Source organism: Stenotrophomonas sp. PS02289 (assembly GCF_029960115.1).
Taxonomy (GTDB): domain Bacteria; phylum Pseudomonadota; class Gammaproteobacteria; order Xanthomonadales; family Xanthomonadaceae; genus Stenotrophomonas.
The window spans coordinates 1-21,260 of the sequence record NZ_JASCOZ010000037.1 but is presented as its reverse complement, the minus strand read 5'-3'; the positions used below and the strand labels follow the sequence as shown (position 1 = coordinate 21,260).

The following is a 21,260-nucleotide window of genomic DNA, read 5'->3' as shown; positions in this document are numbered from 1 at the left end:
TCGCAAATTAATTATTCAACGCATACATCACGATGTTCACTGCAAACTTCGTGTTGTCCTCAGCCAGGAACCGCTTGTTGCGCCAGTCATAGTCCCACTCGCAGCCGTAGTCCTTGTTGCTGTACAACACCCCCAGCCGTCCATCGACCTCGATGCCCTTCAGGTAATCGTGCACCAGGTCGTCACCCCAGCCATTGAGCTCGAAGCCGGTGGCGGGTGGTCCGTCTGGAAAGCGGAAGAAACTGCGATACAAGGCATGATTGTTCGGCAGCTTCTTCAATGCCGAAGCACCGAACAGCTTGGCCATCTGTGCCTCGAATGATTTGGCGAACAAGCCGTCGATGTCGTGGTTGCAGTCATCCACGAACACAAAGCCGCCGTTGCGCACATAGCGCACGAAGTTCTGCCGTTCGGCGGCGTTGAACTCCACCAGCTTGTGTCCGGCCAGATAACAGAATGGTGCCTCCAGCATGCGCGGGTCGGACAACGCGATCACATGCTCGGTCGGGTCCACGCGCAGCGTGGTGTAGTCGATCAGCGAGGTGATCACGTTGGACGGCATGCGCGCGTCCACGTCCCAGTCGCCGGAGTCGTACTTGAGCCGGGTGAACCAGAAGTCGTAACGCCCGGCCTGCGCGCGGGCGAACGAGGGCAGTGCCGCCAACGCGGCACCGCCCAGCATCAGGCGCAGGAACTGCGCCCGGTTCATGCCGATGCGGTCATCAGACCGCGTCGGACAGCGAGGTGAAGGTGAAGTCGCGCAGCTTCATCGGCGGAATCATCATCACGAAGCTGGACTCGTCACCGGCCACACGCACCGGCTTGCCCAGCTCTTCAATGTTGTTGAGCATGATCACCGGCGATTCGTTGAAGCGGAAGTTCTTCACCGGGTGCTTGATCTGGCCGTTCTCGATGTAGAAGGTGCCGTCGCGGGTCAGGCCGGTCAGCAGCACGGTCTGCGGGTCGACCATGCGGATGTACCAGGTGCGGGTGACCAGGATCCCCTTCTGGGTACCGCGCACCAGTTCAGCGGTGCTCTTGTCGCCGCCGCTCATCAGCAGGTTGCCCGGCGTGGCCTTGGCGGTCTTGCCCTGCTTCTGCGCCCAGAAGCGCGAGTAGTCGAGGTTGGCGACCTTGCCGTTCTCGATGATCGCCAGGCGCTCGCGCGGCAATCCATCGTTGTCCCACGGCAGCACCGGTGCATCCGGGTGCCACGGGTCGGCGTACATGTTCACGCGCGGGTCGTAGACCTGCTCGCCGAGCTTGTTGCCGCCGCCCTTCTTCGAGAGGAAGCTGCGGCCTTCATCGGCCGAGCGCGCGCTGAAGAAGTTCATCATGAAGCTGATCAGGCCCGCGGCGGCCGCCGGCTCCAGGATCACCGTGTACTTGCCCGGCTCCAGCGCCTTGGCCTCGGCAGACTCGGTCGCCTTGCGCATGGCGATGCGCACGTCCTGGTCGGCCTTGAAGTCAGCCGCGTCCTTCAGATTGCGGCCGACCCAGCCCGAACCGCGGCCGTCTTCGGTGCGCACCGTGCAGGTGTAGTCGAAGCTGGTGGCGCGCTGGTAGGCGAAGTTGCCGTTGCTGTTGGCGGTGGCATAGAAACCCTGGCTGTCCTCGAGGAAGCCGGCCGCGATCAGGCCGTTGCCACGGCAGGGGGCGATCGAATCAGCGGCGACCTTGGCGCGGAAGGCCGGGTCGATGGCGGCAGTGGAGTCGCTGAAGGTCGGGCTGGCCTTGTAGGTCTGCTTGCCGATGGCCGGCATGAACTCCGGGTTCTCCGGTGCCAGGCGGGCCAGGTCTTCGGCACGGCGCACCACGCGTTCCAGCGCGGCGTCGTCGAACTCGTTGATCGAGGCGGTGCCCACGCGCTTGCCGAAGGCCACGGTCACGGCCAGTTCGGTGTCATCCACGATGCCGCTGGTGGAGACATTGTTCAGTGCGAAGCGGATGTTGCCCTTCAGGTTGCCGGTCAGCGCGGCGGTGCACTCGTCGGCCTTGGACAGCTTGATGACCTTGTCGAGGATGGCCTTGGCCTGGGCTTCGGTGAAGATACTCATGTATAGGGGCTCCTGACCGGTCAGCCGAGGCTGCGGGCGGTGTTGATGACGTTGATGCCGTTGAAGCGGGCGGTGGACGAACCGTGCGAGACCGCCGAGACCTGGCCCGGCTGGCCCTTGCCGTCGAAGAACGACCCGCCCAGGCGGTAGTCGGACTCATCGGCCACGGCCACACACGCGTTCCAGAACTCCGGCGTGCGGATCTGGTAAGCCACGTCTTCGATCATGCGCGTGATCTGGCCGTTCTTGATCTCATAGAACAGCTGGCCGCCGAACTGGGCGTTGTAGCGCTGCTGGTCGATCGAGAACGAGCCGTCGCCGATGATGTAGATGCCGTTCTCGACGTCCTTGATCATGCTGGCCACGCTCAGCGGAGTCTTGCCCGGGGCCATCGACACGTTGGCCATGCGCTGGAACTGCACGCTCGACCACGAATCGGCATAGCAGCAGCCGTCCGATTCGGTCTTGCCCAGAATGTGGGCCTGGTCACGGATGGTCTGGTAGTCCACCAGCTTGCCGTTGCTGATCAGGTCCCAGCGCTTGGTCTTGACGCCTTCGTCGTCGTAGGCGACCGCGCCGAGGCTGCCCGGCTGGGTCTTGTCAGCGAAGATGTTGACCAGCTCGCTGCCGTACTGGAAGCGCTGCTCGCGCTTGTCCAGGGTGGCGAAGCTCGTGCCAGCGTAGTTGGCCTCGTAACCGAGTACGCGGTCCAGCTCCAGCGGGTGGCCGACCGACTCGTGGATGGTCAGCCAGGTGTGCGACGGGTCGAGCACCAGGTCGTACTTGCCCGGCTTCACCGACGGAGCCTTCAGCTTTTCCTGCGCCTGCTTGGCAGCGGCGATGGCGTCTTCCTTCATGTCGTAGGACGAACCGTAGTTCACCACGCCATTGGGGGTCAGTACCTTGCCGGCGGCTGCGCCATCCAGATATTCATAGCCCATGCCCATCGGCGAGGACAGGCCGTCGCGCGTGCGGAACTTGCCGCTGGCCTTGTCGATCGCGGTGACGGTCATCGGGGCCCAGATGCGGTGCACATCCTGGTCGATGTAGGAGCCATCGGTGGAGGCGAAGTACTTCTGCTCGTTGACCAGGAACAGCATCGAGTTGACGAAGCTGGCACCAGCCCCGATCGCGGCGGCATTGACGTCAAGCAGCAGTTCGACCTTTTCCTTGATCGGCACTTCCATCGCATTCTTGCGGATCGGTGTCTTCCAGCTCACCTCACCCACGCCCGGGGTGGCGGCCAGCTGCACCGGGGCGGTCTGCACGCCGGCATTGGCCTTGGCGATGGCCACCGCCTGCTGTGCGGCCTTGGCGACATCGCCCGGGCCAAGCTGGTTGGTGGCGGCAAAGCCCCAGGCACCGTTGACGATCACGCGGATGCCGACACCGGTGGATTCCGTGTTGACCACGTTCTGTACCTTGTCTTCGCGGGTGATCACGAACTGGCGCAGATAGCGACCGATGCGCACGTCGCAGTAGGTGGCCCCGCCCTGGCGGGCAGCAGCGAGGGCGGCGTCGGCCAGGCGCTTCTTCAGCGCCGGGTCGAGCGTGCTCTGCAGCTGCTCGGCGGCGATCACCTTGCCGAAGAACGACGGCACGATCAGGCCGCCTGCGGTAAGCCCTGTCAGGGCAAGAAAGTCACGTCTTTGCAAGGCAGTTCTCCGTGTGATCGCACTCAGCCCAGGCTTCGCGCGGTGTTGATGATGTTGATGCCATCAAATCGTGTGGTCGACGAACCGTGCGAGACCGCCGAAACCTGCCCGGGCTGTCCCTTGCCGTCGAAGAAAGAGCCGCCGAAGCGGAAGTCGCGCTCGTCGCAGATCGCACTGCAGGCGTTCCAGAACTCCGGCGTGCGGATCTGGTACGCGGCGTCCTCGACCATCCCCGCGATCTGGCCGTTCTTGATCTGGAAGTACAGCTGCCCGCCGAACTGCGCGTTGAAACGCTGCTGGTCGATCGAGTACGAGCCACGGCCGTGGATGTAGATGCCGTTCTCCACGTCCTTGATCATGTCGGCCACGCTCAGCGGGGTCTTGCCCGGAGCCAGCGAGACGTTGGCCATGCGCTGGAACTGCACGCTCGACCACGAGTCGGCATAGCTGCAGCCATGCGATTCGGTCTCGCCCAGCAGGTGCACTTCGTCGCGCGTGGCCTGGTAGTTGACCAGGATGCCGTCCTTGACCAGGTCCCAGCGTTTGGTCTTGACCCCTTCGTCGTCGTAGCCGACCGCGCCCAGGCTGCCCGGTGCGGTCTTGTCGGCGAAGAAGTTGACCCGTTCGCTGCCCCAGCGGTAGCCCGCGTCGCGCTTGTCCAGGGTGGCGAAGCTGGTGCCGGCGTAGTTGGCTTCGTAGCCGAGTACGCGGTCCAGCTCCAGCGGGTGGCCGACGTTCTCGTGGATGGTCAGGAACAGGTTCGACGGGTCCAGCACCAGGTCGTACTTGCCCGGCTTCACCGACGGAGCCTTCAGCTTCTCGCGGGCGTGGCGCGCGGCGGCAATGGCGTCTTCCACCGGGTCGTAGGAGTCGCGGTAGGCGGTGATGCCGCCGGGCAGGGCGATCTTGCCGCTGGCGTCGCCGTCCAGGAATTCATAGCCCATGCCCATCGGCGAGGACAGCCCGGCACGGGTGCGGAATTTGCCGCTGGCCTTGTCGATGGCGGTGGCGGTGAACGGCAGCCAGATGCGGTGCACGTCCTGGTCGATGAACGAGCCGTCGCTGGAAGCGAAGTACTTCTGTTCGTTGACCAGGAACAGCGTGGAATTGATGAAGTTCGCGCCGGCGTTGAGCGCCGCCGCATTCAGGCTGAGCAGCAGGTCCACCTTGTCCTGCACCGGCACGGCCATGGCGTTCTTGCGGATCGGGGTCTTCCAGCTGACCTCGCCGACACCCTTGACCGGGGCCAGCTGCACCGGTTTGGTCTGCAGGGTCGCGTTGGCGCGGGCGATGGCCGCCGCCTGGTTGACCGCCGCCAGCACGGCGGTCGGGGTCTGCTCGCGGGTGGCGGCAAAGCCCCACGCTCCGTTGACGATCACCCGGATGCCGATGCCGGAGGACTCGCTGTTGGTGACGTTCTGTACCTGGGCCTCGCGGGTGATCACCGCCTGGTTGAGGTAACGACCGATGCGCACGTCGCAGTAGCTGGCCCCGGCGCGCTTGGCGGCGGCCAGCGCGGCCTCGGCCAGCACCTTCTTGCGACCCACGTCGCCGGGCTCGAGCAGCTGCTCGGCAGCGATCAGCCGCGCATGCGGCAGCATCAGGCCGGCCAGGCCCATTCCAGACAGGGTCAGAAACTCACGACGTTGCACAGCAGGCGGTTCCCCAGCAGCGGTTTCGGGCCAAAGCCGTCAACCTTGGACAAGTCCTCGACTTTCGGGGGAGCGCCGGGAGTGGCACAAGTGACTCCGGTCATGGTTCGATGTGCGCTGTGACGACAATCTGCAACTGACATGACCCAACAGCGATGGTCCGAGGCCTGCGAGCGCAACCGCGACCCGATCCTGACCGTGCTGCGCCCGTACCTGCAGGACCGCCAGCGGGTGCTGGAAATCGGCAGCGGCACCGGCCAGCACGCCGCGTACTTCGCGCAGCAGCTGCCCCATCTGCGCTGGCAGGCCAGCGATCACCCGGATTACCTGCCTGGCATCGCCGAGCGCCTGGCCGAGGCCGCTCTGCCCAACGCGCCGCCACCGTGGCCGCTACAGGCGGTGCTGGCCCCCCAGCCCGGGCTGGCCCCGTGGCCGTCTGAGGCGGGCAGCTTCGATGCGGTGTACAGCGCCAACACCCTGCACATCATGAGCTGGGCGCACGTGCAGGCCCTGTTCGCCGGGTTACCGGCGGTGATGGCACCCGGCGCGCTGCTGTGCGTGTACGGACCGTTCAACTATGGCGGTGCGTACACCAGCGACAGCAACCGCACCTTCGATGCGTGGTTGAAGGACCGCGATCCGGCCTCGGGCATCCGCGACGCCGAGGCGGTGGATGCCCTGGCCGCCGCGCAGGGCATGGTGCTGATTGACGATGTGGCGATGCCGGCCAACAACCGCATGCGGGTGTGGCGGCGCTGAAGCGCGCTCAAGCCACCTGCACGATGTGCAGCGCCTTCGGGTTGCGCCACTGCGCCAGCAGGGCGGCTTCCCGCACCTTGGCGCTGTGCAGGTGCGCTTCCTTGACGTGCCCATAGCCGCGGATGTGTTCGGGAATGCTGGCAATCTCCACCGCCAGCGCCACCCGGTCGTCATCCAGCCCGGCCAGCAGTTCGTCCACGGTGCGGGCGTAGTCTTCGATCAGCTGGCGCTCGCCGCGACGCTCCTCGGTGCGGCCGAACACATCGAACGTGCCGCCGCGCAGGAACTTCAGTTTCGCCAGCAGGCCGAACGCCTTCATCATCCACGGGCCGTATTCCTGCTTGATCAGCCGGCCCTGTTCGTCCTTCTTCGCGAACAGCGGCGGAGCCAGGTGGAAGCGGACCTCGAAGTCGCCCTCGAACTGCTGCTGCAGGCGGCGCTGGAACTCGCCACTGGTGTACAGGCGGGCCACTTCGTACTCGTCCTTGTAGGCCATCAGCTTGAAGTAGTAGCGCGCCACGGTTTCAGTCAGCGCGGTGCTGCCGGCCTTGTCCCACTCGGCCACGCGCACCTTGTCCACCAGCGCACGGTAGCGCGCAGCGTAGGCGGCGTCCTGGTAGTCGGTGAGGAAGCGCACGCGGCGGTCGATCAGCTCGTCCAGCGACCGCGACAGGCGTTCGTCATCCAGCGGCAGGAACGCAACATCGCCCTGGCTGGCACGCCCGGGCAGGCCACGCAGTTCGCGCTCATCGCCGGTGTTGCGGGGCGCGGCATTGGCTCCCCACTCGTTGCCTTCCCACTCGCCCGGCGGCAGATCATGCAGCGGGCCCGGGGTGCGCTCGGCATCGGTGTGACCATTGCGCACCAGCCCTGCGGCCTGCTGCACCGCCTGCGGGTCCACCGCGGCCAGCCGGCCCCAGGCGAAGGCCTGCTGGTTCATCGCCACGGCCGCGCCGTTGAGCTCGATCGCACGCATCAGCGCCTCGAATGAGATCGGCACCAGGCCCTGCTGCCAGGCGTAGCCCAGAATGAACAGATTGGCCGCGATGGCGTCGCCCAGCAGCGCGGTGGCCAGCTGGGTGGCATCCAACAGCAGCGGATCACGGCCACCCAGCGCCACCCGGATGCCGGCAATGATGTCGGCGGCCGGGAACTGCATGTCCGGGCGGGTGGTGAAGGTGCCCGGCATCGCTTCATAAGTATTGAGCACCACCTGCGAACGCTCGGCGCGCACCTTGGAAAGCGCCCAGTAGTCGTTCACCACGACCATGTCGCAGCCCACCACCAGATCAGCCTCACCGGCGGCAATGCGCACCGCATGGATGTCCGACGGCTTGCGCGCAATGCGGATATGCGTGGTCACCGCACCGCCCTTCTGGGCCAGGCCGGTCTGATCGAGCACGGTCGCGCCCTTGCCTTCCAGGTGCCCGGCCATGCCCAGCAGCGCGCCGATGGTCACCACGCCGGTGCCGCCGACGCCGGTGATCAGGATGTTCCACGGCTGTTCCAGGGTGCTGCGGAATTCCGGGGCCGGCAGGTTGTCGAGCAGCGCGCTGCCATCACGGCGTGCGCCCTTGCGCGGGGTGCCACCGTGCACGGTGACAAAGCTGGGGCAGAAACCGGTGGTGCAGGAGTAGTCCTTGTTGCAGTTGGACTGGTCGATGTCGCGCTTGCGCCCGAACTCGGTTTCCTTCGGCAGCACCGACACGCAGAAGCTCTTCTTGCCGCAGTCGCCGCAGCCCTCGCAGACCAGCGAGTTGACCACCACGCGCTTGGGCGGGTCGACCAGCTTGCCGCGCTTGCGACGGCGGCGCTTTTCGGTGGCGCAGGTCTGTTCGTAGATCAGGATGCTGGTGCCCTTCACCTCGCGCAGTTGCTTCTGCACCGCATCGAGCTCGGCGCGATCAAAGAACTCCACGCCCTCCGGGAACAGCTCGCGCTTGTTCCATTTGCCGATCTCATCGCTGACCAGCACGATGGTCTGCACGCCCTCGGCGCGCATCTGGTGGGCGATCTGCGGCACGGTCAGGGTGCCGTCCACCGGCTGCCCGCCGGTCATCGCCACCGCGTCGTTGTAGAGGATCTTGTAGGTGATGTTGACCCCGGCGGCGATCGCCTGGCGGATCGCCAGCGAGCCGCTGTGGAAATAGGTGCCATCGCCCAGGTTCTGGAACACGTGCTCGGTGTCGGTAAACGCCGCCTGCCCGGCCCAGGTCACGCCTTCACCGCCCATGTGGGTGAAGGTGTCGGTGCTGCGGTCCATCCAGGTCACCATGTAATGGCAACCGATCCCGCCCAGCGCGCGCGAGCCTTCCGGCACGCGGGTGGAGGTGTTGTGCGGGCAGCCCGAGCAGTAATGCGGCACGCGCGGGAAGCTGGCGCGCGGCAGCGCAAGCTCGGCTTCCTTGGCGTCCATCCAGCGCAGGCGCTGCTCGATCGATTCGTTGCTGAAGAAGCGCTGGATGCGGCGGCCGATCACCCCGGCGATGGTGGCCGGGGTGAGTTCGTTGGTCGACGGCAGGATCCACTGGCCCTGTTCGTCGTACTTGCCAACGATGGACGGGCGCGGACCGGCGCTGGCGGGCCAGTTGTAGAACTGTTCCTTCATCTGGCGCTCGATGAAGGCCCGCTTTTCCTCCACCACCACGATGTCTTCGAGGCCTTCGGCAAAGCGCGCGATGCCCACCGGCTCCAGCGGCCAGGTCATGCCGACCTTGTACACGCGGATGCCGATGTCAGCGCAGGCGCGTTCGTCCAGGCCCAGGTATTCCAGCGCCTGCAGCACGTCCAGGTAGCTCTTGCCGGTGGTGACGATGCCCAGCCGCGCACGCGGCGAGTCCATCACCACGCGGTCGATCTGGTTGGCGCGGGCGAAGGCCTGCGCCGCCTTGACCGCATAGCGGTGCAGGCGCATTTCCTGGTCCAGCGGCGGGTCGGGCCAGCGGATGTTGAGGCCGCCGGCCGGCATTTCGAAGTCTTCTGGCAGCACGATCCGCCGCGCGAACGGATCAACCTGCACCGAGGCCGACGACTCCACCGTTTCGGCAATCGTCTTGAAGCCGATCCAGCGCCCGGTATAGCGGCTCATCGCCCAGCCCAGCAGGCCCATGTCGAGGATGTCCTGCACGCCGGCCGGGTTGAGCACCGGCATCATCGCGCTGACGAATTCATCTTCGCTGCCGTGGGGCAGGGTCGAGCTGCGGCAGGCATGGTCGTCGGCGGCGAGGGCCAGCACGCCGCCGTGCACCGAAGTACCGGCAGCGTTGGCGTGCTTGAACACGTCGCCGCAGCGGTCCACGCCCGGGCCCTTGCCGTACCACATGCCATACACGCCCTGGACCTTGGCCCCCGGGAACAGGTTGGTCTGCTGGGTACCCCAGACCATGGTGGCCCCGAGGTCCTCATTCAGGCCCGGGGTGAACTTCACCTTGGCCGCTTCCAGATGCTTGCGTGCCCGCCACAGCTCCAGGTCGAAGCCGCCCAGCGGGCTGCCGCGATAGCCACTGATGAAGCCGGCCGTGTCCAGGCCGGCAGCCTGGTCGCGCAGCTGCTGCATCAGCGGCAGACGCACCAGCGCCTGCACCCCGCTCAGGTAGATGCGGCCGTCGGTACGGGTGTACTTGTGGTCCAGCGTGTAGCTGTCATCCAGCGCGCCGGGCTGGTTGGCGGACGAGGGCGAGGTGAGTTCGGCGGTACTGGTCATGGCTGGCCCGGAATGACGGCTGGCACGGCCGCACAGAGGCGACCGGAAAGGTGCGGATTGTAACAGTGACGCAATTTCCACACTTTTCATGACCCCAAGGGGTCGCATCCGGGCGCGTTCTGCGGTTAGGATCGGGGAGGGAGGTTGTGTGACAACCTGGGGGAGTTTGTATGGCAGTGGCAAGAAAAATGCTGTCCAGCGTGGTGCTGGCGGCGGGGATGGCAGTGTTCGGGGCGTCAGCGCAATCGGTGCCGACACTGCAGGAGTTCTACTTCGACGACGATGTGGCGGCCTCCGTGCCGGAGGTGGTGCCTGCCGATGCGGGTGATCTCGTTGACCAGCTGATGAAGCAGCGCGAACGCGGCCGCAAAGCACTGGACGCTACCGTGCAGCTGGCCAGCGTGGCTTACGCACAGGGGCGGCCCGAACTGGGCGAGCAGCTGTACGCCGAGGCTGAAAAAGAGGCGTCCGCCAATTCGGCACCGGGCCGCATGGTCCGCTGGAACCATGGCTGGGCGCTGTACCGCCAGGGCAATGCCGAAGGCGCTCTGGCCATGTGGCACGCAGCGCAGTCCAACCTGCGCGGCAACGCATCGTGGGTGCCGCAGACCTTCGCACTCGGCTTGTGGACCCTGGGTCGCAAGGACGAGGCAGTGAAGTGGTATGCCGCCGCGGTACGTACCGAGCCGCAGCGTTGGAGCACCACGGCAGGGTTTGCCGAGCAGCTGCCGACCTGGCGTGACGCCGAGCGCGCCACCCTGGCCGAGGTGCAGCAGGCCTGGGCGGCCAATCCGCCGGCCTGGCCGTAAGCCCGAACCCGGGCGCCGACATCACCCGTCGGCGCTGACCGTCCGCCCGCGCGCCCACTCGCGCAGGGCGGTGACCTGTTCGGCCATCAGCACCGACAACGGGCGGCTGTTGCGGATTTCCTGCATCAGCAGGTCGGTGTCGAGGACACGTTCCTCGGCATGGGCGGCGTACAGCCCGGACACCACCGCCTGTTCGATTTCCGCGCCTGAGAATCCATCGCTGGCCGCGGCCAGCGCGGGCAGGGCGAAATCATCGGCGTTGAGCTGGCGTCGGCCCAGGTGCAGGCGCAGCAGTTCCACGCGGGTGTTGGCATCGGGCAGGTCGACAAAGAAAATTTCGTCGAAGCGGCCCTTGCGCAGCAGTTCGGCCGGCAGTTCGTGCACCTGGTTGGCCGTGGCCACGATGAACACCGGTTCCTTGCGTTCGGCCAGCCAGGTCAGCAGGAAGCCGAGCACGCGGCGTGACACACCACCGTCCTCACCGCCGCTGGCCAGGCCCTTTTCGATCTCGTCGATCCACAGCACGCACGGAGCCAGCTGCTCGGCCGACGCCAGCGCCTGACGCAGGTTCTTTTCGGTTTCGCCGTGGTACTTGTCGTACAGGCTGCCGAAGTCGAGCCGCAGCAGCGGCACCCCGAAGCCCGCCGCCGTAGCCTTGGCCAGCATCGACTTGCCGCAGCCCTGCACGCCCAGCAGCAGCATGCCCTTGGGCGGATCCAGCCCGGCGGTACCCGCTGAGCCGCCGAGGAAGATCGAGCGGCGCTGGTTGACCCAGCGCTTGAGCCGGTTGGCCCCGGCCACGTCGGCAAAGCGGGTGGTGTCGTATTCGTAGTGCAGATGTCCGGCACGGTTGAGCAGTTCAAACTTCAACCGGGCCAGCTGCGGCAGGTCGTCCTGGCTCAGTGCGCCGTCGGCGAAGATCAGCTGGCGGGCAATGCGCCGCGCATCCACCATGCTCAGCCCGCGCAGGTTGCGCAGGATCAGCTGCACGGCCTCGTTGTCCACTTCCACCCGCTTGCCGCCGTTCTCACGGGCATAGGTGGCCGCTTCCTCGCGCAGCATCTTCAGCAGCGCGTTGAGGTCGGGCAGGCGCGGGTTGAAGCGGGTGGCCAGCGCTTCCAGCTCGGCCGGCAGCTCCACCTTGGCCCCCACCAGCACCAGCACGTGCGCTTCGCAATGGCGGCGCTGGACCAGGTCGCGCAGCGCGCGCTGGTGGCTGGCATAGCCCAGGTAAGGATGGAAATCGAGCAGCAGGTAGATGCCGCGCTGTTCCGCCTGACGGATCATCTGCAGCGCCGAACTGGCATCCGGAGGGCCAATGGCGTCGTCCTCCTTGTCCATGTCGATCCGGCGCAGACCCTCGGTGATCGACCAGCGGTGCAGGGCGCGCCACACGTGCATCAGGGTCTGGCGGAACAGCTCCACCACCCGGCCCTCGTCCTGGGTCTCGATCACAATCAACGGGGTGTTGGCGCGGATCAGTGCGCTCAGGTCCTGTAACTCGCTCATGTGAACTGCATTCCTTTGGATCGCGCACGATAGCAAAGCGCCGCAGCCGGGACGAGGTTCAGCCGCGCGACTATCTCCGTCACGGGCAGCGGTGTACGCTCAAGCCAGGTTCCCCATCGGAAGCGAGGCGTGCATGAAGACGATCCTGGTCGCCGGTTCCAAGGGTGGCGTGGGCAAGACCACCGTCGCCACCCATCTGGCGGCCTTTGCCGCCCTGGCCGGTAAACGGACCGTCCTGGCCGACGCGGACCCGCAGGGGTCCAGCACCCGCTGGGCCCAGCGCCGGTCCGGGCTGGAAAGCGCCGTGCTGCCCATCGATGCCACCCGCAAGAAGGGCCTCAAGCAGATTCCCGATGACACCGAGGTGGTGATCATCGATGCTCCGGCCGGTGGGCTGGCCGACGATCTGGAGCATTTCCTCGACGTTGCCGACGCCGTCGTGGTGCCGGTGCTGCCCTCGGCGCTGGACATCGAGGCCATCGTCGGATTTCTCAACAGCCTGGCCAAGGTGCCACGCGTGCACAGCCGCAAGCTGCCGGTCGGGCTGGTGCTCAACCGCACCAAGCCGTGGACCCAGACCTCGCAGCAGGCCATCCAGATGCTGGCCGAGTGGCCCTATCCGGTGGTGGCGCAGCTGCGCGACAGCCAGAGCTATGTGGTCACCACCGGGCTGGGCCGTGGCCTGTTCGATTACCGCTCCGCGCAGGTGCGCGAGCATCAGAGTGACTGGGAGCCGCTGCTGCAGTGGCTGAAACTGGATTGATCCGGAAGGAAACCTCATGCGAGAACTGATACTGCTGCGCCATGCCCACGCCGAACCGGCCAGTACCGGGCAGGCCGATCTGGACCGTCCGCTGTCGGCCACCGGTCTGGCCGAGGCGGAAGCCGCGGGTAAATGGCTGAAGGACAACAATCTGCGCCCGGACTGTGTGCTGTGCTCTCCGGCCCGCCGCACCCGCGAAACCCTGGAAGCGGTGTTGGCCGCCACCGGGGTGGTCGAACACCGACTTGAGGACCGCATCTTCGAGGCCACCCCCGGCACGCTGGCCGCCCTGGTGGACGAGCGCCGCGACATCGACCGCCTGCTGGTTGTCGGCCACAACCCCGGCCTGGAACAGCTGGTGGCGCTGATGACCGAAGGCATCACCAGCGAGTATCGCGGCATGCCGCCCGCCGGCATTGCGGTGCTGCAGTTCGACCGCGAAGCGTCCATTGAGCCAGGAGTGGCCAAGCTGACCGCCTTCTGGTGGCCGTAGGCCGTGAAAGCAGTACAGATCGGACTGGGCTGTCTGCTCGGGCTGGCAGCCAGTTCGGTACGGGCCGAACCCCCGGTGCCGGCCAGTCCCCCCAACCCCATCGCGGCGGCGGCCCAGACCCCGCAGCAGGTGCTGGCGGTGGATACCGCGCGTTCGCACTTCGGCTTCGAGATCCGTACCCGCCTGGGTCAGCGCATCGAAGGGGTGTTTCCGCGCTTTGAGGGGCGTGTGGATGTGCTGCCCGACGGCCGCCACCAGGTCCACCTGCGGATGTTCAGCCGCTACGTGGAGATTCCCGGCAAGGCCCGCTACACCGGCTGGATGCGCGGCGAAGAGTTCTTCGACGCCAACCGCTACCCGGTGGTGGAGTTCGACTCGCTTCCCTACTGGCCCGAGCTGGTCAGCAAGGGGGGAGGGATCGAAGGCCGGCTGATCCTGCGCGGGGTCTCGCACCCGGAGGTCCTGCAGGTCGAGCCGGCGGCCTGCCCCCGGGCCGGGTATGATTGCGACGTGGTCAGCCGCGGTACCGTGCAGCGTGGCCGGTATGGAATGGACAGCTGGCAACTTGCCCTGAGTGATCGAGTGACCTTTGTATTACGCGCCCGCCTGACCGAGGCGGCCAAACCGTGAATTCATTGCTGCGGCTCCTGGCGCTGGCAACCGTGTTGCTGGGCAGCGGATGTGCGTCGCTGTCCAACGCCGAGCGCGATCGCGCTGCCGGCATTGCCGCGCAGGCCCGCTCGCAGCAGGTGGATTGCACCCAGGCCGACCGCTGCGCGCAGGACTCGCCGCTGCGCGCGCTGGGCGGCCAGGCCTTCACCGAGTCGACCGCGGAGACCCCGCGCCACTACGCCACCATCCTGGACGAGGGCGAAACCTCGCTGGTGGCGCGCATCAACCTCATCCGCAGCGCCACCCGCAGCATCGACCTGCAGACCTACATCTTCGACAAGGACGACAGTGCCCGGCTGGTGCTGGAGGAACTGCAGGCGGCGGCCCGGCGCGGGGTCAAGGTCCGGGTGCTGATCGACCAGCTCTCTGCGATTTCCGACCTGCAGATCCTCGGCGCGCTCGCCAGCAGCCACCAGAATTTCCAGTTGCGCGTGTACAACCCGACCTTCGGCAAGGCCAAGCTCAACTACTTCGACTATGCCGGCAGCGTGCTGTGCTGTTTCCGCCGCTTCAACCAGCGCATGCACAACAAGCTGCTGGTGATCGATGACGCGCTCGGCGTGGTGGGCGGCCGCAACTACCAGGACGACTACTACGACTGGGACAGCGAATACAACTTCCGCGACCGCGACGTGGTCGTCGCCGGGCCGGAAGTGCGGGCCATGGCGGTCAACTTCGACGCGTTCTGGCACGCCCCGCGCAGCGTGCCGGCCGAACGGCTCAACGATGTCGGCCGCACGCTGCTCAAGCAGGGCGTACCGGCCATGCCGCCGCTGGATTATCGCCACCCCGAACGCGTGGCCCAGGTCAGCGAAGAGGCCAGCGATGCGGACTATGTGCAGCGCACCTTTGTCGACACCGCCCTGCCGGTGGCCTCGGTGCGCTACGTCGCCGACCTGCCGCGCAAGCACCGTCGCGAGCAGGCCAGCCAGCCGGCCAATGGCCAGCATGTGACCGAGCCGCAGCTGGACGCGCTGATTGCCAGTGCGCAGCAGGAAGTGCTGCTGCAGACCCCGTACCTGGTGCTGTCCAAGCCGGCGCGCAAGCTGTTCAAGGAACTGCGCCAGCGCGAGCAGGCACCCCGCGTGGTGGTGTCCACCAACAGCCTGGCCGCCACCGACAACCCCATCGTCTATGCGCTGTCGTACAAGTACAAGCGCCGCAACCTGCGCGAGCTGGGCTTCAACATCTACGAGTTCAAGCCGTTCCCGCTGGATGCGCCGGTGGACTATCGCAACCTGCTGCCGGCCCCGCTGGGCGTACCGCCCAGCACCGAGCGACGCAGCAGCCTGCTGGGAGGCAGTGCCGCCGGCAGCAATGCGCGCGGCAGTGGCAGCGGTGGCGGCAGCCGTTCCAGTGCGCCCCCGGAGCCGGTGGCCGGGTCCGACGCGGACAGCCGACCACAACCGCAACCCACGCCGGGTCCGGCCGCGCGTCGCCGCAGCGACGGCAGCGTGGTCGAACGGCGCGTGCTGCGCGCCGAAACCCGGCCGTCGTTCCTGGGTACCAAGGCGGTCAACAAGCCGCTGCCGGTCACCCGCAGTGGTGCGCGTATGGGCCTGCATGCCAAGTCGCTGGTGGTGGACCGCCGCGTCGGCGTGATCGGTACCCACAACTTCGACCCGCGCAGCGAGAACTACAACACCGAAGGCGCGGTGGTCATCGACGACCCCGCCTTCGCCGAAGCGCTGGCCCAGAGCATCCTGCGCGACATCCAGCCGGACAACTCCTGGACGGTGGCCCCGCGGACCAAGCCGCCGGTGCTGTCAGGCCTTAACTACAGCGTGGGCAAGGCCTCCGAAGCGCTGCCGGTGCTGGATTTCTGGCCCTGGCGCTACGCCACCGACTACGAGTTCCAGCCCGGCCCGGACTGCCCGGCCCCGCTGCCGCGCCAGCATGCCGATTTCCATGCGTGCTATACCGCCGTGGGCGACTTCCCCGAAGTCAACGTCGGCCCCAAGTGGTTGCTGGTGCGCATGCTGACCGCCTTCGGTGCGGGTCTGGTGCCCATCCTGTAGTTCCCTTTTCTGTACGGAGACGCTGCATGCCCCCGATCTTCCGCGAGCCGGTGTCGATCGACGCCCTCAATGCGCTCAGCCGCAACACCCTGATCGAGCATCTGGGCATCGTGTTCACCGCCGCAGGCGAGGACTGGGTCAGCGCCACCATGCCGGTCGACGCACGCACCCGCCAACCGTATGGACTGCTGCATGGTGGTGCTTCGGTGGTGCTGGCGGAAACCCTGGGCAGCAGCGCCGGCAATCTGTGCGTGGACACCAGCAAGCAGGTCTGCGTCGGGCTGGAGATCAATGCCAACCACATCCGCGCCCAGCGCAGCGGCACGGTCACGGGTACCGCTCGCGCCGTGCATGTGGGCCGCAGCACCCACGTCTGGGACATCCGCATCGAGGATGAGGCCGGCAAGCTGGTCTGCACCTCGCGGCTGACCCTGGCCGTGGTTCCGGCGGCCTGAGAACATCTGGCAGACCCCGCTGTGCTGGAGTATCGTGGCCGGATGACTTCCCCCACTTCGGCCCCGCGCGGCGGCGTGGCGCGTGTGTGCCGTTACCTGTACCGCGTTCCCCTGCTGCTGGTTCACGTCCTGCTGTTCCTGCCCCTGACCCTGATCGGCATGTTGCCGCTGTGGGCGCACGTGCGCGTGGGTGAGCGAGCGCTGGGGCATGCCGTGGTCAATGCCTGGCAGGGCGGGTTGATGTGGATCTTCGGTTTCCGCCTGCAGCGCATCGGCACGCCGTTGCCCGGTGCGGTGCTGTTCGTCGCCAATCACGTCAGCTGGGTGGACATCTCCGTGCTGCACAGCCAGCGCATGATGGGCTTCGTGGCCAAGCGTGAGATCGCCAGCTGGCCGGTGGTCGGTTGGCTGGCCGCGCGTGGCCAGACCATCTTCCACCAGCGTGGCAGCACCGAGTCGCTCGGCGGGGTGATGCAGGTCATGGTCGAGCGCCTGCAGGAAGGCAAGGCCGTGGGCGTGTTCCCGGAAGGCCGCACCCGCGGCGGCACCGAGGTCGGCCCCTTCCATGCGCGCATTTTCCAGGCCGCCGTGGAAACCCACGTGCCGGTGCAGCCGGTGGCGCTGCGCTACGGCTGGCAGGGTGACGCGCAGACCGTGGTCGCGTTCGGTCCGAAAGAAAGCTTCTTCGCCAACTTCCTGCGTCTGCTCGGGGAGCCGGCGCGGCGGGCCGAGGTGCATTTCCTCGACCCCATTGAAACCCACGATCTTGAAGGCCGTCGCCGCATCGCCGAAACTTCGCGTGCGCGCATCGTGGCGGCCATGACGGCCGAGTAAGGCGATGGCGCCCGTTCAAGCGCCCTCGTCGTTGTCCGTAACAGGCTCGCGCCCATGTTGACCGCTGCCGACTACCGTCCGCCGCGTTGGCTGCGCAATCCGCATCTGCAGTCAATGCTCAGCTCCAGCCGCATGCGCATGCAGCGCGGCCTGGTGCTGCTTGCCGCCACTGGTGCCTTGACCGAAGAGCTCATTCTCGATGGTGGCGAAGGCGTGCGCCTGCAGGGCTGGCACAGTCGCATCGAAGGCCGCGAGCCGGTGGGCATGGCGTTGCTGCTGCACGGCTGGGAAGGCAGTGCCGAGTCCAGCTACATGCGCATGACCGCCGCGCGCATGCTCGAGGCCGGCTATGACGTGGTACGGCTGAACTTCCGCGACCACGGCAACACCCACCACCTCAATCCCGGCATCTTCCATTCCAACCGCATCGACGAAGTGGTGCAGGCCGCCGGTGACATCGCCCGACGCTGGCCGGAGCTGCCGCTGGTGGCGGCCGGTTACTCGCTGGGCGGCAACTTCGTGCTGCGGCTGGCGCTGCGGGCCCCCGATGCCGGCGTGCCGCTGCGCCGGGTCGCGTCCGTCTGTCCCGTGCTCGACCCGGCCATCACCATGGAAAGCATCGAGAACGGGCCGGCGATGTACGACTGGTACTTCCGGCGCAAATGGGCTGGCTCGCTGCGTCGCAAGCGCGACCTGTTCCCCGAGCTGAGCGACTGGGACGACCGCGTGCTGAAGCTGGATATCCGCGCGCTGACCGCCTGGCTGGTCGAGCACCACACCGCCTACGGCTCGCTGCAGGCCTACTTTGACGGCTATTCCATCGCCGGCGACCGGCTGGCCGCGCTGAGCGTGCCGGCTGACATCCTGATGGCCGAGGACGACCCGGTCATTCCCTACACCACCTTCAATGGCTGGTGCCTGCCGGCCACCGCGCAGCTGGACATCGCGCCCTGGGGCGGGCACTGCGGTTTTCTGGAGAACTGGCGCGGCGACGGCTTCTCCGAGCGCTGGGTGGCCCAGCGCCTGGGCCGCGAAGCCCTGCGCTGAGGTGGGTGGGGCTGTACCGGCGGGGTGTCTTACAATCGAGGTTTGAGCCCAAGCCGGACCGTCATGCAAGACCAGATTGTTGAAGCCCTGCGCCGCAATGCGGCCGATGAAGCCGTGCAGCTGGCGCGGGAGTGGACCCAGGCCGAGCCGGCCCAGCCCCAGGCGCACCGCTGGCTGGCGCTGTCGCTGCAGCAGCAGGGTCAGTACGACGCCGCGCAGGAGAGCCTGCAGCAGGCCCTGGCGCTTGCGCCCGACAGCGCGGAACTGCACCTCCAGCACGCCGGCCTGCTGCTGGCCCTGCGCCAGTTTGAGGCCGCTGACAACGCCCTGGACCGCACCGCCGAGCTCAATCCCAACGAGCAGTCGGCCTATGTGATGCAGGCGCACCTGGCCCTGGGCCGCAACGACCTGGACGAGGCCGAGCGGATCACCCACCTGGCCGCCCGTGTCGACCCGGACCACCCCGAAGTGGTGGCGCTGCAGGGCATGCTCGCGCTGCGCCGTGGCGACGTCTCGCGCGCGCTGCCGTTGCTGTCGACCGCCAGCCAGCTGCTGCCCAACGATCCGCGCGTGCTGTATGCGCTCGGCTTCGCACACATGAGCAACGGCACCCTGGCCTTCGCCGAACAGTGCTTCCGCCGCGTGCTCGAGCTCAACCCGGCGCTGACCTCGCTGCAGGGCCTGCTGGTCCAGCTGGCCCTGCGCCAGGGCAATACCGAAGGGGCTGCAGCGCTGATGCAGACCGTGCTGGCCCGTCCGGGCGGTGACACCCCGGGCGTCCGTCGCCTGGCCGGTGAGATCGCGATCCAGGCCGGGCAGCCGCTGCAGGCGCTGGAGCACCTGCTGCCGCTGCTGGAACAGTGGCCGGCCGACCGCCAGACGCTGCAGCTGCTGCTGATGGCCTGGCAGCGCCTGGGCCGTGAAGCGCAGGCCCGCGAACGGCTGGATGCCGCACTGGAGACCCATCCGCAGGAGCACAACCTGTGGCTGGCACGGTTGGCTGTCGAGAAGGTCGGCAGCGACGAGGCGGTGGCCGTGGTCGAACGCTGGCTGACCGCCATGCCGGACCATCTGCCCGCCCTGGAAACGCGCCTTCGCCTGCATGACATGCAGAAGGACGCGGCGGGCGCTGAAGCGGTCGCGCGCCGCATCATCGAGCTCGATCCCGGCCGTTCCAGTGGTGAGAACCGGGTGGTCGAAGCGCTGCTCGAGCGCGATCCCGCCGCGGCCGTGGCCCACGTCCAGCAACTGTTGGACAACGCGCCGGAGGACGGCCGCGCAGTGATGCGCGGGTGGCTGGGAATGGTCCAGGACCAGGCCGGCCAGCGTGCCGAGGCCTTGAAGACCTGGGTCGACCTGCACGTGTCCGAGGCCCCGCGTCGCCTGCCGCTGCCGCCGCAGGCCAAGGCACCGCAGAGCTGGCCGGACAAGGGCGACGTGGCCGACGATGTGGCGGCCCGCCCGATGTTCGTGTGGGGGGCTCCGGGCTCCGGCGTGGAGCGCGTGATTGCCGCCATTGCTGCCGCCAGCCCGGTGCTGCGCGGCGACCGTTTCGGCCCCAACCCGCCCAACGACGCCTTCCAGAGCTACCACACGCTGCAGGACCTCTCCACCGGCAAGCTGGACCCGGCCCAGCTGGTCAGCGTCTGGCGCGAGCAGCTGCGCGAGCGCGGACTGGCCGACGCCAACGTGATCGACTGGCTGCTGTGGTGGGACAACGCCCTGCTGTGGTCGCTGCGTCCGCAGCTGCCCGAAGGCCGCCTGCTGGTGGTGCTGCGCGACCCGCGCGACATGCTGCTGCACTGGCTGGCCAATGGCTCGCCGGCCCCGTTCGCGGTCACCTCGGTCAATGAAGCCGCCGAATGGCTGGTGCGCGCGATGACCCAGGTCGCCACCCTGCACGAGCAGGATCTGTATCCGCACGCGCTGGTGCGCATTGACGGCATCGGCAACGACCCGGCAAAGATGGCCGAACATCTGGGCAGCCTGTTTGGCGTGGTCATGCCGCCGGCGCAGACCCTGGGTCCGCCGCGCATGGCCGCCGGCCACTGGCGTGAGTACCAGGACACGCTGTCGGCGGCATTCGCGCAGCTGACCCCGATCGCCGTCCGCCTTGGTTACCCGGAAGCATAAGGAACCCCCATGAAGCTCAGCAGCACCAGCCTGGTCAATGGCCAACCGATTCCCGCCGCGTTTGCCGCAGGCGACGCCAATGGCTTCGCCGGCAACCGCAACCCGCAGCTGGCCTGGAGCGAGGTGCCCGAAGGCACCCGTTCGTTCGCCCTGCTGTGCATCGACCCGGATGTGCCGACCGTGCCGGAAACGGTCGGTCGCCACGACCGCACGGTGCCGGCTGACCAGCCGCGCGCACCGTTCATTCACTGGGCCATGGCCGATATCCCCGCCGACGTGCGCGAGCTGGCCGAAGGCAGCTGCAGTGAAGGCTTCACCGTGAAGGGCAAGCCGCAGCCGGCCGGTCCGGCCGGGTCACGCCAGGGCTTGAACGACTTCACCGGCTGGTTCGCCGGCAACGCCGACATGGAAGGCCAGTATCTGGGCTATGACGGCCCGTACCCGCCGTTCAACGACGAGCTCGTGCACCGCTACTTCTTCCGCGTGTTCGCGCTCGACGTGGCCCAGCTGGAACTGCCGACGCCGTTCACCGCGGCGGACGTGCAGCGCGCCATGCAGGGGCATGTGCTGGCCGAGGCCTCGCTGCACGGCACGTACACGTTGAATCCGTCGCTGGTCTGACATCCGGAGGGGGGGGGGGGGGGGGGGGGGGGGGGGGCGGGGCCGCGGGGGGGGGGCGGGGGGGGGGGGGGGGGGGGGGG

General features: G+C 67.4%; 17 protein-coding genes. 11 read left to right on the top strand and 6 right to left on the bottom strand.

Annotated elements, in window-relative coordinates:
- Positions 1-7: 7 nt before the first annotated feature.
- Genes QMX83_RS07550 through QMX83_RS07535 form a run of 4 tightly spaced genes read right to left on the bottom strand, consistent with a single transcriptional unit; the run spans position 8 to position 5,364 of the window.
- The gene (locus QMX83_RS07550; RefSeq protein ID WP_282296005.1) at positions 8-709 is read right to left on the bottom strand and encodes a DUF4159 domain-containing protein; all 702 of its coding nucleotides are present in this window, start codon (positions 707-709) and stop codon (positions 8-10) included.
- A 13-nt stretch (positions 710-722) separates the two neighbouring features.
- Positions 723-2,057, bottom strand: a complete 1,335-nt coding sequence (locus QMX83_RS07545) for a TldD/PmbA family protein (RefSeq protein ID WP_282296004.1) — start codon at positions 2,055-2,057, stop codon at positions 723-725.
- Between the two features lie 20 nt (positions 2,058-2,077).
- Complete coding sequence (locus tag QMX83_RS07540) at positions 2,078-3,712, bottom strand: TldD/PmbA family protein (protein ID WP_282296003.1); 1,635 nt, start codon at positions 3,710-3,712, stop codon at positions 2,078-2,080.
- 23 nt (positions 3,713-3,735) lie between these two features.
- A complete protein-coding gene (locus QMX83_RS07535; RefSeq protein ID WP_282296002.1) occupies positions 3,736-5,364 on the bottom strand; it encodes a TldD/PmbA family protein in 1,629 nt (542 codons plus the stop codon).
- 141 nt (positions 5,365-5,505) lie between these two features.
- Between QMX83_RS07535 and QMX83_RS07530 the strand changes: the two genes are divergently transcribed.
- On the top strand, positions 5,506-6,123 hold the full coding sequence (locus QMX83_RS07530; protein WP_282296001.1) for a DUF938 domain-containing protein: 618 nt from the start codon (positions 5,506-5,508) through the stop codon (positions 6,121-6,123).
- Between the two features lie 7 nt (positions 6,124-6,130).
- Here QMX83_RS07530 and QMX83_RS07525 read toward each other — a convergent pair whose 3' ends face one another.
- Entirely contained in the window at positions 6,131-9,826 is a 3,696-nt protein-coding gene (locus tag QMX83_RS07525) for an indolepyruvate ferredoxin oxidoreductase family protein (RefSeq protein WP_282296000.1), read from the bottom strand.
- A 170-nt stretch (positions 9,827-9,996) separates the two neighbouring features.
- Here QMX83_RS07525 and QMX83_RS07520 point away from each other — a divergent pair, with 170 nt between their 5' ends.
- The gene (locus QMX83_RS07520; protein ID WP_282295999.1) at positions 9,997-10,635 is read left to right on the top strand and encodes a tetratricopeptide repeat protein; all 639 of its coding nucleotides are present in this window, start codon (positions 9,997-9,999) and stop codon (positions 10,633-10,635) included.
- A gap of 21 nt (positions 10,636-10,656) precedes the next feature.
- On the opposite strand, the gene QMX83_RS07515 is transcribed toward QMX83_RS07520, so the two are convergent.
- Positions 10,657-12,144, bottom strand: a complete 1,488-nt coding sequence (locus QMX83_RS07515) for an AAA family ATPase (RefSeq protein ID WP_282295998.1) — start codon at positions 12,142-12,144, stop codon at positions 10,657-10,659.
- A 133-nt stretch (positions 12,145-12,277) separates the two neighbouring features.
- On the opposite strand from QMX83_RS07515, the gene QMX83_RS07510 reads away from it, so the two are divergent.
- From QMX83_RS07510 to QMX83_RS07470, 9 genes are all read left to right on the top strand, one after another.
- A complete protein-coding gene (locus tag QMX83_RS07510; protein WP_282295997.1) occupies positions 12,278-12,907 on the top strand; it encodes a ParA family protein in 630 nt (209 codons plus the stop codon).
- A 16-nt stretch (positions 12,908-12,923) separates the two neighbouring features.
- Positions 12,924-13,400, top strand: a complete 477-nt coding sequence (locus QMX83_RS07505; protein ID WP_282295996.1) for a histidine phosphatase family protein — start codon at positions 12,924-12,926, stop codon at positions 13,398-13,400.
- Positions 13,401-13,499: 99 nt separating this feature from the next.
- A complete protein-coding gene (locus QMX83_RS07500; protein WP_282296015.1) occupies positions 13,500-14,030 on the top strand; it encodes a YceI family protein in 531 nt (176 codons plus the stop codon).
- Positions 14,027-16,090 (top strand): phospholipase D family protein, encoded by a 2,064-nt coding sequence (locus QMX83_RS07495; protein ID WP_282295995.1) that lies wholly within the window; start codon positions 14,027-14,029, stop codon positions 16,088-16,090. Before QMX83_RS07500 ends, QMX83_RS07495 begins: the two co-directional genes overlap by 4 nt.
- Positions 16,091-16,116: 26 nt before the next feature.
- Positions 16,117-16,545, top strand: coding sequence for a hotdog fold thioesterase (locus QMX83_RS07490; RefSeq protein ID WP_282295994.1), 429 nt, complete (start codon positions 16,117-16,119; stop codon positions 16,543-16,545).
- 42 nt (positions 16,546-16,587) lie between these two features.
- Positions 16,588-17,379 carry a lysophospholipid acyltransferase family protein gene (locus tag QMX83_RS07485; RefSeq protein ID WP_282295993.1) on the top strand — a complete coding sequence of 264 codons (792 nt, stop codon included), beginning with the start codon at positions 16,588-16,590 and terminating at the stop codon, positions 17,377-17,379.
- A 57-nt stretch (positions 17,380-17,436) separates the two neighbouring features.
- A complete protein-coding gene (locus QMX83_RS07480) occupies positions 17,437-18,426 on the top strand; it encodes an alpha/beta fold hydrolase (RefSeq protein ID WP_282296014.1) in 990 nt (329 codons plus the stop codon).
- A gap of 63 nt (positions 18,427-18,489) precedes the next feature.
- Positions 18,490-20,559, top strand: coding sequence for a tetratricopeptide repeat protein (locus QMX83_RS07475; RefSeq protein WP_282295992.1), 2,070 nt, complete (start codon positions 18,490-18,492; stop codon positions 20,557-20,559).
- 9 nt (positions 20,560-20,568) lie between these two features.
- Complete coding sequence (locus QMX83_RS07470; RefSeq protein WP_282295991.1) at positions 20,569-21,180, top strand: YbhB/YbcL family Raf kinase inhibitor-like protein; 612 nt, start codon at positions 20,569-20,571, stop codon at positions 21,178-21,180.
- Positions 21,181-21,260: the final 80 nt, after the last annotated feature.